The 13142-nt window shown below is 31.7% G+C and carries 12 protein-coding genes, 1 tRNA gene and 1 riboswitch; of the genes, 8 read left to right on the forward strand and 5 right to left on the reverse strand.

Features of this window, described 5'->3' with window-relative positions; translation table 11 throughout:
- The first annotated feature begins 11 nt into the window (after window positions 1–11).
- On the forward strand, window positions 12–1349 hold the full coding sequence (locus tag HMPREF0520_RS02395) for a uracil-xanthine permease family protein (protein ID WP_006729313.1): 1338 nt from the start codon (window positions 12–14) through the stop codon (window positions 1347–1349).
- 50 nt (window positions 1350–1399) lie between these two features.
- Here HMPREF0520_RS02395 and HMPREF0520_RS02400 read toward each other — a convergent pair.
- Window positions 1400–1472: transfer RNA gene (locus tag HMPREF0520_RS02400), tRNA-Lys, on the reverse strand.
- A 205-nt stretch (window positions 1473–1677) separates the two neighbouring features.
- Between HMPREF0520_RS02400 and yycF the strand changes: the two genes are divergently transcribed.
- The 7 genes from yycF (at window position 1678) to rlmH (ending at window position 9474) form a co-directional block, all read left to right on the forward strand.
- Window positions 1678–2382 carry a response regulator YycF gene (gene yycF, locus HMPREF0520_RS02405; protein WP_006734299.1) on the forward strand — a complete coding sequence of 235 codons (705 nt, stop codon included), beginning with the start codon at window positions 1678–1680 and terminating at the stop codon, window positions 2380–2382.
- Window positions 2383–2423: 41 nt separating this feature from the next.
- The gene (gene walK / locus HMPREF0520_RS02410) at window positions 2424–4262 is read left to right on the forward strand and encodes a cell wall metabolism sensor histidine kinase WalK (RefSeq protein WP_006729316.1); all 1839 of its coding nucleotides are present in this window, start codon (window positions 2424–2426) and stop codon (window positions 4260–4262) included.
- Complete coding sequence (gene yycH, locus HMPREF0520_RS02415) at window positions 4252–5586, forward strand: two-component system activity regulator YycH (protein ID WP_006729317.1); 1335 nt, start codon at window positions 4252–4254, stop codon at window positions 5584–5586. Before walK ends, yycH begins: the two co-directional genes overlap by 11 nt.
- Complete coding sequence (gene yycI / locus HMPREF0520_RS02420; RefSeq protein WP_006729318.1) at window positions 5576–6412, forward strand: two-component system regulatory protein YycI; 837 nt, start codon at window positions 5576–5578, stop codon at window positions 6410–6412. Before yycH ends, yycI begins: the two co-directional genes overlap by 11 nt.
- A gap of 24 nt (window positions 6413–6436) precedes the next feature.
- Window positions 6437–7234: an MBL fold metallo-hydrolase gene (locus tag HMPREF0520_RS02425; protein ID WP_006731374.1), complete on the forward strand. Its 798-nt coding sequence runs from the start codon at window positions 6437–6439 to the stop codon at window positions 7232–7234.
- A 35-nt stretch (window positions 7235–7269) separates the two neighbouring features.
- On the forward strand, window positions 7270–8442 hold the full coding sequence (locus tag HMPREF0520_RS02430; protein WP_006729320.1) for a S1C family serine protease: 1173 nt from the start codon (window positions 7270–7272) through the stop codon (window positions 8440–8442).
- Window positions 8443–8994: 552 nt separating this feature from the next.
- Window positions 8995–9474: a 23S rRNA (pseudouridine(1915)-N(3))-methyltransferase RlmH gene (gene rlmH / locus HMPREF0520_RS02435; protein WP_006732414.1), complete on the forward strand. Its 480-nt coding sequence runs from the start codon at window positions 8995–8997 to the stop codon at window positions 9472–9474.
- 2 nt (window positions 9475–9476) lie between these two features.
- On the opposite strand, the gene HMPREF0520_RS02440 is transcribed toward rlmH, so the two are convergent.
- From HMPREF0520_RS02440 to htpX, 4 genes are all read right to left on the reverse strand, one after another.
- A complete protein-coding gene (locus HMPREF0520_RS02440; protein ID WP_010222056.1) occupies window positions 9477–10133 on the reverse strand; it encodes an energy-coupling factor transporter transmembrane component T family protein in 657 nt (218 codons plus the stop codon).
- 13 nt (window positions 10134–10146) lie between these two features.
- The gene (locus HMPREF0520_RS02445; protein ID WP_006729323.1) at window positions 10147–11520 is read right to left on the reverse strand and encodes an ATP-binding cassette domain-containing protein; all 1374 of its coding nucleotides are present in this window, start codon (window positions 11518–11520) and stop codon (window positions 10147–10149) included.
- Entirely contained in the window at window positions 11495–12043 is a 549-nt protein-coding gene (locus HMPREF0520_RS02450) for an ECF transporter S component (protein WP_006729324.1), read from the reverse strand. The genes HMPREF0520_RS02445 and HMPREF0520_RS02450 overlap by 26 nt, the downstream gene beginning before the upstream one ends.
- A gap of 58 nt (window positions 12044–12101) precedes the next feature.
- Window positions 12102–12193: riboswitch (TPP riboswitch) on the reverse strand.
- Between the two features lie 54 nt (window positions 12194–12247).
- A complete protein-coding gene (gene htpX, locus HMPREF0520_RS02455; protein ID WP_006729325.1) occupies window positions 12248–13141 on the reverse strand; it encodes a zinc metalloprotease HtpX in 894 nt (297 codons plus the stop codon).
- Between the last annotated feature and the right edge of the window lies 1 nt (window position 13142).

Here is a 13142-nt window from a genome sequence, read left to right on the forward strand (position 1 = left end):
AGTGTAAAAAGATGGCAAAAAGAACTAGTTTATTAATTGGTCCAGATGAAAAAGTAAGTAAATTTGAGGCTACAATTTTGGGATTACAACACGTTTTAGCGATGGATGTTTATGTCCCTCCAATTATTTTGGCAGGAATATTAGCTATGAGTTCTGCAGATGCGATGGGGTTATTGCAAGCAACATTCTTAGCTGCTGGAGTAGGTACTTTATTGCAAACGGTTATATTTATGAAGATACCTGTTTCTCAAGGCCCTTCGTTTGTTCCGTTGACTGCTGCAGCTGGTATAGTTTTAGCTAATGGAGGACTACATGGCAAGGGTATAGCTACCTTATTAGGATCCTCTCTTATAGGTAGTATTTTTCTAATTTTATTAGGATTAACGGGAGTATTTCACAAAATTATTAATAAATTTGTTCCACCAGTTGTTGGCGGTACTATTATTACTTGTGTGGGGTTATCTTTAATACCAGCAGCGTTAAAAGATAATATATTTGCTGCTCCAGGTAATATTTTTCAGAATATTGAACTAGCTTCTATAACTGCAGTTGTTTTAATTTTCTGTATTGCCATGAGTTTGCGTATCCCTAAGTTGGAAAAAATATTTAAAACTAGTTCTATAGTAGTAGCTTTATTGGTAGGAACCTCAGTAGCTGCAACTATGGGTCGTTTTAATTGGAGTCAAGTAGCCAGTGCACCATTATTTAGTTTTCCACAAAGAACCATATTACATTGGGGACTAGATTTTTCGCTGACACCAATTATTACATTTATAATTATTTATATAATATTGACTGCAGAAACAACAGGAACGTGGTTTGCCATGAGTGCAGTTACTGGCTGTGATATTTCTAAAAAACAGTGGAATAACGGTATTATAGGTGAAGGAGCAAGTTGTATATGTTCAACTTTGTTAGGTGCAACACCGGTAACAGGTTATTCTACTAACGCTGGTATTGTTTCTATCACTGGTGTAGCAAGTAAACATGTTTTCATATCTGCGGGTATATGGTTTATAATTTTAGGATTTTTTAGCAAACTTTCAGCATTTTTAGCTACTGTGCCTGCTCCTGTCATTGGTGGTGTATTTGCAATTATTACAGTTACTATTATGTTAAATGGATTAAAGGTTATCAGAAATGTTGAAACTGAAGAATCTGATCTCTATGTAATAGGTATACCTATTGTTTTAACTATGGCAGTGCTTTTAGTTCCAAAGAAAGTAGTAGCAGTGACGCCACAACTTTTGCAATATTTATTGGGTTCACCAATAGCTGTAGCTGCGATAGTAGCAGTGATTTTAAAATTGATAATGCCTAAATACCGAGGACGTTTAGCTAAAAAATAAAGTTCATAGTAACGAAAAAAAGGATCTTGTAAAAAGATCCTTTTTTATTATGGGTGGTCAGGGGATCGAACCCTGGACCCACGGATTAAGAGTCCGTTGCTCTGCCAGCTGAGCTAACCACCCATGTCATCAACAAATAATATTATGCCATGTATCTTTATAAAAAGCAATGTTTTTTTATAAAAAATATTCAAAAAATTAGGAAACAATTTTTTACAGTATTTGTCAAGTGATATTTTGCTATTCATAATAGATATCTATAGCTCCATCTTTTCAAAAATAGCGTAAAAACAGTATAATGGTAGATGAATATGAGGGAGGAATTGTTATGCCCAAAAAGATTTTAATTGTTGATGATGAAAAAACTATTTCTGATATTATTAAATTTAATTTAACTAAGGAAGGTTACGAAGTAGATACTGCCTATGATGGTGAAGAGGCAGTCAAAAAAGTAGATGAATTTAATCCTGATTTGATGATTCTAGATTTAATGTTGCCTAAAAAAGATGGTCTTGAGGTGGCAAGAGAAGTGCGACAAAGTCATGATTTATCTATTATTATGGTAACTGCTAAGGCTGCTGAAATTGATAAAGTTTTAGGATTAGAAATGGGTGCAGATGATTATGTTACAAAACCTTTTTCTAATCGTGAATTGGTTGCCCGAGTAAAGGCTAACTTACGTAGACGTGAAATCACACAAAAGTCAAAACCTGATGAAAATGCTAATATTACCATAGGCAATTTGGTTATTATGCCTGAAGCATACATTGTGGAAAAAGCAGGGACAAATATAGAATTAACACATCGTGAATTTGAATTGCTCCGTTACTTAGCACAACATATGGGGCAAGTGATGACTAGAGAACATTTGTTACAAACGGTTTGGGGATATGATTACTTTGGTGATGTTCGTACTGTAGATGTTACAGTTAGACGTTTACGTGAAAAGATAGAAGATAATCCGTCTACTCCGTCCATTTTGGTGACCCGTCGCGGTGTTGGTTATTATGTTAAAAATCCAACTGATGAATAATGATGGTCACATACAGTGACCTTATTTTGTAGTATTTTATTATGAAAAAAATAAGAAAACCTTTTACATCAATTAATGCTAAAATTGCTATAATTTTTATGCTATTGCTTTTAGCAACTATCGAAATTGTTGGAGCTTATTTTACTAGACAATTGGAGCAAAATTCGATTGAATCATTTGAAACTTCAATTCAAATACCAAACTTGATATCTAATCAAATAGCAACACAATTGAATAAAAACAATGCCAAGAAGGCAAATAAACAATTAAATAGAATAGTATCTAATTATAGTAATGATGCTATTAATGATATTACAGTTGTAGATAGTAAGTCTGTCATCAGATCTGTTTCTAATGTTAATGATCAAGGTACCATTGGCCAAAGAGCTACTAATTCTGATATAAAAAAGGTATTAACTTCCGGAAGACAGATTTCCAAGATTATAAATGATAATGGTAAATATATGATCCAAATCTCTCCACTAAATGTAGGTAATGGGCCGAATACGATAGTGGGAGTTATTGTTGTCAAAGCAGGCATGCAAAGCGTATTTAATAATATACATCGTGTATCATTTCTATTTCTGACGGCTTCATTAGTTGCAGCTACATTAGGAGCAGGAGTAGCTTTAGTTATTGCCCGGGCAATAACTAAGCCAATTGAAGAAATGAAAGATCAAGCATTGCGAATTTCTAACGGTGATTATTCTGGGCATGTTAAAGTATATGCTAATGATGAGATGGGTGAATTAGCACGTGCTTTTAATATTTTGTCAGTTAGAATTGAGCGAAGTCAGGAAGTTTCTGACAGCGAACGTAGGAGATTGGATAATGTTTTAATGCATATGACTGACGGTGTTATTGCTACCGATCGTCATGGTAATATCACTATCATTAATGAAACTGCACTAAATTTTTTGGACAAAACTGAAAATGAAGTTAAGGGTGAGCCTATTACACAATTATTAGGATTAAAGGAAGTTACAATCCAAGACTTAATGAGTACACAGCAAGAATTAATAGTAACAGCTAATGTTAATACGCATGACGAATTGATTTTACATGCTGATTTTTCGCTGATTCAGAGGGTAACAGGATTTGTATCAGGGCTAATTTGTGTATTACATGACATAACAGAGCAACAGAAAAACGAAAATGAACAGCGTCAATTTGTTTCGAATGTATCACACGAGTTACGAACACCATTGACATCTTTACGAGCATATGTCGAAGCATTAAATGATGGTGCATGGAAAAATGAAAATATTGCACCACAATTTTTGGGTGTTATCCAAAATGAAACAGAACGTATGATTCGTATGATTAATGATCTGTTGAACCTTTCTCGTATGGATCGTGGTGTAGTTAAAATGGATTTAGAATGGGTTAATCTAAATGATTTCTTATCTCATATTTTAAATCGTTTTGATATGATGCTAAAAAATGATGGAGTAAAAAAATATAAAATTCGACGTATTTTTCCTCATCAAGCGTTATGGGTTGAAATTGATACTGATAAAATGATGCAGGTGATTGATAATATTATGAATAATGCTATTAAATATTCACCTGATGGTGGCTTAATTACGATTAGATTATTGCAGACACATAAACATGTCATTTTGAGTGTATCAGACCAAGGATTAGGTATTCCACGAAAAGATTTGAGCCGGATATTTGACCGCTTTTATCGAGTAGACAAAGCGAGATCTAGAAAACAAGGTGGTACTGGCTTGGGGCTAGCTATTTCAAAAGAAATCGTTGAAGCACATCATGGTAAAATATGGGCTGACAGTTCTGAAGGCAATGGTTCAACATTTTATATATCTATACCATATGAAAAAATGAGTGAAGAGGGAGATATGTGGGATGAAGTTTAGCGATAAATGTCAAAGAATAGTTTTAAGAATATCTCTATCTGTGATGGTTTTATTATCGATTATTTTGTCTGGTTATATATGGGGCTCAGATACTCGTTTTTCTAGAATGGAACAAGACTCTAATCAGCCAGCAATCAAAAAGAATGTTGGTCAAAAGTCTTTACGCGAGATATATACTCCTACACAAGTTTTTTATTATCGTGATAAGCAATTGTATCAGGCGTACGATGCTAAGAGAAATTTAACTTTAGAGTTTTCTAAATTTACAAAAAAGCTGGAAGGACATAAGATAAACAAAATCAAATCTAATAGTACATTTTATCGTCAACTATTACATGATGAAAAATATTTTCAATTGACTTTTCCTGATCAGATAACTATATCTTTGTTTTTACCTCGTGCTAATAAATATTTAGATGGCGAATTTAATCGTATTTTTGTTTCAACTAAAGATAAAAAATATTTGTATTTAGGTGATGATCGCAATAACACATTGTATCGAGTATATGCTAATGTATCATTCAAGAACTTGTATAAGCATATTCAGAAGGCAGCTTCGCAAATACCGATTTCGCTAGAGAAATTAAAAGATGGTTTTTGTGTAAGTTATAATAAAGATCAACAAATGGCAATATATAGTTATTTGACTTATAAAGAGACAGATGCATATTTTGTTTATAAATTGCTTGACTCTGGAAACCCAACCCAACGCAATGCTGATGACTATATTGCTTACTATAATGGTATTTACCAGCGGCTAGTTGCTTATAAAAAGACACATAATTATGAATTTGTTGATTATCAGCAAAATAAAATTCCTAATACAACTACTAAAATTTTGATTGATAGTTTATTTTACGTTAGAAAAATCTGCTTGAATGAACCAGATTTACGTTTTTTTGATGCATCGAATAATACGATTTCTTATCAGAAATTTGTAGAAGAATATCCTGTTTTTTTACCTGAAGATAATAATGTGAGAGCAAAAGTAACTTTTACTAGAAGTTGTATGCAAATTAATTTCAATAGTTTGGATTTAAGAATTCCAATCCCTACCAATGGTGCGAAAAAAGAGTTACAAGCTACAGATAAGATTATTGATAAATTATTACAAGCTGGGTATAAAAAGTCATATTTAGAAAAAATCATTATAGGTTACAAAGTATGTCATGATACTAATAAAACATCTAATCTAATTGATTTAATTCCTACATATTACATAAAAATTAATGGACGATGGCATTCATTGGATGCTTGGCTGAATAATAATTATGAAGTACATATTCCTGCAAGTCAGCAAGGAGGTATATCTAATGGATTTTAAACGTATTGAATGCATTTTTTTGCTGGTATTTGTAGCTATTAATATTTTTTTATTTGTGGAAATTTTTCAAGCACCCAAACTTTTGAACGGGGTTCATACTGTTAATGTGCAAAATAATGATTTGAAAAATGAAATTATAGCTGATAATATTACCCTACCTAAGATTAGTGATGAACAAGGAGAAGGGTACTATTTAGCTACCAAAGAAGGGCATAGCTGGATTAGTAAGGCCAAGGAACAATTAAGCAATAATTGTACTATTGTTAGCTCAAAAGATACAGATGCTATTATTGTTAATTTAAATAAACCAGTGGATTTAGGTAATAATAAGAATAAGACGTTATCTAATATCAAAAGTTTTGTATTGAATACACGTAATGTATATCAAGGTGGAAAATATAAATACATTGATAGTACAGCAGATAAAAGTACATATATTTTTGCACAAAAATCAAAATATGGATTGGTTACAGAAAACCACAGTCAATTGAGTATTGTTGTTAAAAATAATCATATTGTTTCTTATATGCAATATTATGTTGCACCACTCAATACGTTAAGGGAAAAACAAGCTACTATTAGCTCACAAGCAGCAATTGATGCTTTATACACTTATAGTGAGTTACCTAATAATTCGCATGTATTATGGATTAGTTTTGTTTATAGTAAATTGATTACTACTAGGGGGAGTATAATTTTTATACCCACATGGTTAGTAGCTATCCAAAACAGCAATAATAAATTTACTATTTTTAAACGTGTTAATGCATTTAGTGGTAATGTTATGACCATTGATAACGAAGAAGATAAAGGATACATAAAATAATATTTGAAAGGAAAGTTTTTAAAATTGCGTATATCAATATTATCTAGTGGCTCTGCGGGTAATACTACTTTAATTGAATCTGAGCATCATAAAGTTTTGTTAGATGCAGGTCTTTCTGGGAAAAAAATTGCTAACTTATTAGCCCAAAGAGGGGTAGACATTAAGGATATCGATATGGTGTTTTTAAGTCACGATCATACAGATCATTCGGGTGGATTAGGTGTTTTAATGAGAAGGTATTCGCAATTAAATGCATATGCTAATGAAGGCACCTGGAAATATTTGCAAGAAAGTAATAAAATTGGCAAAATACCCAAAGAGCAAATCAATATATTTGCACCTGAAACCACTAAAATATTTGATGATTTAGAAGTGCATAGTTTTGCGACAAGTCATGATGCTGCTGAACCGCAATATTACGTTTTTTGCAGTGGTGGTAAACGTTTTGCTTGTTTAACCGATACAGGATATGTTTCTAGTTCAGTTAAAATGCAAATTGAAGCTGCAGATGCTTATTTGATGGAGTTTAATTATGATGATATGATGCTAAGAAATGGTCCATATTCTTGGAGTTTAAAGCAGCGAATATTATCTGATGTTGGGCACCTATCTAATGAGCAGGCAGTGGAAGCTCTCGGTGATGTGGTTTCACGTGAAACCAAATATATTTTTCTAGCTCATATTAGTCAACATAATAATGATCAATTATTAGTTAAAAAAAGTGCACTGCAATTATTTGAACAAAGAGATGCAGACGTTGACAGTGATGTGCAATTTATGACAACTGCACCCATGAAACCAAGCAAATTCATAGAATTATAAGTTGATAATTAGTACAATTTGACAAGGGGGATGTTATGAAAGATAAAAATAATATAAATCAAATACTTAAAACAATTTTGATAAGTTTTGTCTCAGGTATGCTGGGAGGCTTGTTAGTAATTTATGTGGTAGGATATCGCCCTAATAATACATCTATTAATAAATATGAATCACCAAAATTAGTTTATGATCAATCAAAACATGCCGGATTGATGACAGGTGCATTTAATATGGTTAAAGATAGTGTTGTTTCGGTAATTAATTTGCAAAAAACAAGAAAAAATAATCTGTTTACTGACATATTTGGTAGTAAGAATGATAAAGATACTTTACAAACTTATAGTGAAGGATCTGGTGTTATTTATTACAAAAATTTAAATTATGCTTATATAGCTACTAATAATCATGTTGTGGCAGATAGTGATCAATTGCAAGTGATTTTAAGTGACGGCAGAAAAATTGCAGCACAAAAAGTAGGAACAGACCCTGAAACGGATTTAGCTGTTTTAAAAGTAAATAGCAAGTATATCAATCAGGTGGCTAAATTTGCTAGTTCTAAAAATTTAGTGCCAGGACAGCCAGTAATTGCAGTAGGTTCTCCATTAGGTAGTCAGTACGCTACTAGTGTTACGCAGGGCATTATATCTGCTAAGAGTAGAGTTGTTAATGTAGTTAATGATCAGGGTCAAGTTACTAACGAAGCTACAGTTATTCAAACCGATGCAGCTATTAATCCTGGTAATTCAGGTGGTCCTTTGGTTAACGAACAGGGTCAAGTTATAGGTATTAATTCCATGAAATTATCACGCTCTGGAGATGGCACAGCTATTGAAGGAATGGGATTTGCTATTCCGAGTGATGAAGTTGTTAATATTTTGAATCAATTAGTTAAAAATGGAAAAATAGTTCGTCCAAAATTGGGAATTAGAGTATTAGATGTAACCGATTTAACTAGAAAAGATAAAAAACGAATACAATTACCTAATAATATTCAAGAAGGTGTAGCAGTTTTTTCAGTTGATTCAGGTAGTTCAGCTGCAAAAGCGGGAATAAAAGCTAAGGATGTAATTGTTCAAATTGATAATGATAAGATAGATAGTGTGGCTTCTTTACATAGCAAATTGTATAAACACAAGATAGGTGATAAAATCACGATAAAAGTTATAAGAGCTGGTAAATATGTAACATTAAAGGCTAGCTTGCAATAATTCAAAAAGGTATCACAGATATTTTTCGATCATATGTGATACCTTTTTTATTATTTAAAAATTGTCGATACGTTTATTTGCGGTCATTCTCATTTATAAAGTTTGTTTTTTTATTAAGTTAGTGTCAAAAATTGTACACATGAAAAGCAAGCCTGTGTAAAAGTCTGTGGATTGTGGATAACTATGCGACAAAAATGTATATATGTTGTGGAAAGATTGTGAAATATGGGTACAATTTTAGTAAAACAAGAAAGTATAACGTTAACAAATCCAATGATAGTAAGGCTTAATCATAATATGAATAAACATTCGTAAAAATCAGATGTTGTGTATTATTTTAGCAAAGATTTTATAAATTTAATTACAAGGGCACAACAAATTGTGGTTTACGACAAAGAAATTCTAGATATAGATTTCACTAATCCACAGGTGTGGATAAGTTTTGTGGATTAGTTGTAAATTATGTTGGTAATTTGCAACAATATTTTTAAAATGTTTATTTGATATGTTAATATATTGTTTGATTATAAAATAATGGATATAGGTAAAATAATGAATATCAAAATTGTATGTGTAGGAAAATTAAAAGAAAAGTATTTTAAAGATGGAATTGCAGAATATTTAAAACGAATGGATCGGTATGCTAAAGTTGAGATTGTCCAAGTACCTGATGAAAAAGCACCAGAAAAATTAAGTGATGCTGAAATGGAAAAGGTTAAGGAAATTGAAGGTAATCGTATTTTGAGTAAAATTAAAGATAAAGAATACGTTTTTGTAACAGCAATAAAAGGCTGTGAGTATACAAGTGAAAATTTTGCTCAAAAAATTTCTGATGTAACGACATATGGACATTCTGATATAACTTTTGTGATTGGAGGTAGTTTGGGTACTTCCAATGCTGTTAATAAAAGAGCTGATGAGTTGATTTCTTTTGGTAAATTTACAATGCCCCATCAGTTAATGAGGTTGGTATTAATTGAGCAGATATATCGTGCATTTATGATTAATATTGGTAGCCCATATCATAAATAGTATCAAATATGAAATATGAATAAGATTGGTTGAAATAATAACAAGATGGAAAAGAATAGCAACCAGTCTTTTTTTGTAACTAAAATTGGAATAATAACACTTCTACTTTTTTCTTCGCAATAACCATGTGATGCCATGCCTTGAGATAAGCTATCCGCCCAAGTCATAGCTGATATAATTGCTTTGAAATATAATTTAGGCGACCAAAAAGATAAAAATAGTCCCCGCATTTGACCAGCGATTCTAATCCGCTTAACTTCCTCATAAATTTTAGGAAGTAAATTGAAAGCTGCTAAAGAACCATAAGCAAATTTAGAGGGTAAATGTGCATTTTGTTCTAAAGATTTAGCTAATGTATAGTTATCAGTTGAAGTGGCAAAATAGGCACCAGATAAAGCGAATGCATAAATACGTGAGATTAAAGTTAAAGCATAAGTTAAATTATGTCCTGGGGCATAAAAATAAATTGTAAAAAACATACTGATGCAGGCAGATAAGGGAACGATAGTGAAGTAACATAGTTTTTTATAATTTATATGATTTATCATTAATAATATTAGGCTACCTACAATTAAGCATAAATTAGCAATTAAATTTGGTATGATAGTAATTTCAATCGTTAATAAACAAAGTAGTAATAGTTTCAAACTTGGATTCATAATTGCTTGGTCCTTAATTAGTTATAAATTTAAGATTTTGATTTTGTAGTTGCAGATGGTACTGACATAGTTGATCCATTTGATCTAAATTATGACTGATAATGATAACAGTTTTGTTCTTATCAATAAAATATTCTTTTAATAGGTTAATAAAGATAGTAATACTTTCGCAATCTAGCCCTGTAAAAGGCTCATCCAGCAATAATACTTGAGGATTAGCCATAATCATTAAAAGAAGTTGTAATCGCTTTTTTTGACCACCTGATAAGGAATAAACAGTTTGCTGGAGATGATCATTTAGTTTTAATATTGATAAGTAATGTTGCAAACTTTGTTCATCAAATAGACTATTGGCACATTTGAACTGAGATAATTCTAATTCTTCTTGGACTGTAATCATCAAAAATTGATCATCCGCATTTTGAAAAGCTTGATTGACTTTGGATAAATATTTTCTGAATGACCATTTTTTAATTTCTTTGTGTTCAAAAAACAAATTACCTTCGTAATCAATTAATTTAGTCATTGCTTTAAAGAGTGAGGTTTTACCAGAGCCATTTTCACCAGTTAATAAAATACCTTTACCTTTTGGTATATCTATAGTTACTTGATTAATCAAAAATTTGGCTGGATTTTTTAACGTAAACTTTTTCAATGAAAAATCAGCATTAGACGAGCTCGTTACCATTTCAAAATGCTTATTTAATGTTGGTTTAACTTGGGCAAATAAGGCTCTTTTTTGTTCGTTATCGTAATTAATGAATTTTTCATTGATAAAGCCAAAGATATCATCACAAATATTTTGATATCCTGCTAGATTATGATCAGTAATGAGGATCGTTTTACCAGCCTGTTTTAAGAGTGCTAATTGCTTGATTAGTAAATGTCTAGTAGTCATGTCACAACATGCAAAAGGTTCATCAAGTAAGATTAGCGGCGGATCCATTGCCATTATAATAGCTAAAGCGACCTTTTGCTTTTCTCCACCAGATAACTTGATAAAAGGTCTATCTAATAGTTCTTCAATTTTGGTTAACTTTACAGCATTATTTATTTGCGTATATGCTTTTTCTTGGGGGCAGTGGATATTTTCTAAGGTGAAAATAAATTCTTGTCTGGGTGTAGCCATCGTAAATTGCTTGTCTGGTTCTTGAAAAATCATACCCCAATTTTTGAATGGATTTATTATATTACCTTTTAAAATTTGTCCACCATATTGAGGATAAAGTCCAGCAATTAGCCTTAAGAGTGTTGATTTGCCGCAACCATTAGGTCCTATAATAAGTGAAAAACCACCCCGTGGGATGGTTAAATTGATATTTTTTAAAATAGTATTGACATCATAATTGAATGATAAATTATTAATGATTATATTTTGTGAGTACATGTGCTTTATCCAAAAGTTTAACGATACTATTGACTATAATGGTACAAAAGACGATCATAGATATCCAGCGAACTCCTAAACATAATAAATTAGTATTAAGTGGTAATTTATTATATCCATTTTTCATAAAGTCCCAGCCAAACGTAATGAACGTATTAATTGTTGCAGATACAATTAAAGTGAAAATATTGTATTTACGATAAATAAAAGCGGCAAAGCCTAATTCACTACCAATTCCTTGTACTATACCCGATATGAGGGTTGAAATGCCCCATTGACCACCAAATAATCCTTCAGCAGCAGCACTCAACAATTCTCCTAAAAAACTGGTACCAGGTAATTTCACTACAAAACCTGCCAACGGTCCAGCCATACACCATAGGCCCATACAAATATCATTGGCTAACGGTCCTAAAAAAACTAAGGCATTATAAAGTTGGTTGCTTAAAATATAAATACCACCAAACATTACAGCAATTAGTGCAATGAAGATAATGTCTCTGATGTGTAACTTACTTGTCATGTAATAAACTCCTTTCAGGAGCGAAAAAAAACGCCCCAATGAGGCGACTAATATAAGTCCAAAAATAAATCATTTTCCCTTCGCTAATATTAGTTAGATCAGGTTCAATGGGTATATTCTCAACCACTAAAGGTACCCCAAAATAATATATTTTACAACTTATAATATATACTGATTAAAGTTAAAATTCAAATTTATGTGCAATTACATTTTTTCCAAACGTTCAATGCGTTTTTTTGTTGTTGGATGAGTGTCAAACAAATGTGTTAAACCATGCTTATGGAAAGGATTTTCAAAATAAAGACTTGCACTTGACTTATCAGCTACAGTCATAGGTGCACTAGTAGAAATTTTAGTTAAAGCAGATATCAATCCTTTTGGATTACGCGTTAATTCTACTGATCCGGCATCTGCTAAATATTCACGGTTTCTTGACAAAGCAAATTGCACTAGGGTTGCACTGAATACTAGCAATGAAGAAAATATTCTCATAAATAAATAGATTAACCAACCCCAATTAGCATTACGATCGTCATCTTTATCGCTAAATATATTGCCAAAATATAAAAACACATTGCATGTTAAATTACCAATAAAAGAAATGACAGCTACTAATACGATAGCAACAGTTGATACTAAAATATCATAATTTTTAATATGAGATATTTCGTGCCCAATTACACCTTCTAATTCTTCTCTAGTTAGCATTTTGCGTAAACCCATAGTTACAGCTATACAGCTATTTTGTGGATTTTTTCCAGTAGCAAAAGCATTAGGACTATCATCTTCAATTATAAAAACCCGAGGCATGGGCACTTGAGCAACCATTGCCATATCTTCTACAACATGCCATAATTCTGGATCATCTTGTTCTTTAATTTCGATAGCGTGATTCATTCGCATTATCATACTAGCTGGATTAGCCAAGCCGATTAATAAATATACAACACTGGCAAATATTGACCACATGATCCCTTCTATTGGTGAATTATAAAAAATTTTACCAGATACAGCTCCAATTATAGCTAAAATGATGACAAAGATTGCTAATAATATTACAGTTTTGCGTTTATTTTTAGTTATCTGTTGGTATAGCATG

It is taken from the genome of Lactobacillus iners DSM 13335 (assembly GCF_000160875.1).
Lineage (GTDB): Bacteria > Bacillota > Bacilli > Lactobacillales > Lactobacillaceae > Lactobacillus > Lactobacillus iners.

Coding starts and splice junctions, on each gene's coding strand:
- HMPREF0520_RS02395 (WP_006729313.1), top strand. CDS start 12: ATGGCAAAAAGAACTAGTTTATTAATTGGTCCAGATGAAAAAGTAAGT.
- yycF (WP_006734299.1), top strand. CDS start 1,678: ATGCCCAAAAAGATTTTAATTGTTGATGATGAAAAAACTATTTCTGAT.
- walK (WP_006729316.1), top strand. CDS start 2,424: ATGAAAAAAATAAGAAAACCTTTTACATCAATTAATGCTAAAATTGCT.
- yycH (WP_006729317.1), top strand. CDS start 4,252: ATGAAGTTTAGCGATAAATGTCAAAGAATAGTTTTAAGAATATCTCTA.
- yycI (WP_006729318.1), top strand. CDS start 5,576: ATGGATTTTAAACGTATTGAATGCATTTTTTTGCTGGTATTTGTAGCT.
- HMPREF0520_RS02430 (WP_006729320.1), top strand. CDS start 7,270: ATGAAAGATAAAAATAATATAAATCAAATACTTAAAACAATTTTGATA.
- rlmH (WP_006732414.1), top strand. CDS start 8,995: ATGAATATCAAAATTGTATGTGTAGGAAAATTAAAAGAAAAGTATTTT.
- HMPREF0520_RS02440 (WP_010222056.1), bottom strand. CDS start 10,133: ATGAATCCAAGTTTGAAACTATTACTACTTTGTTTATTAACGATTGAA.
- HMPREF0520_RS02445 (WP_006729323.1), bottom strand. CDS start 11,520: ATGTACTCACAAAATATAATCATTAATAATTTATCATTCAATTATGAT.
- HMPREF0520_RS02450 (WP_006729324.1), bottom strand. CDS start 12,043: ATGACAAGTAAGTTACACATCAGAGACATTATCTTCATTGCACTAATT.
- htpX (WP_006729325.1), bottom strand. CDS start 13,141: ATGCTATACCAACAGATAACTAAAAATAAACGCAAAACTGTAATATTA.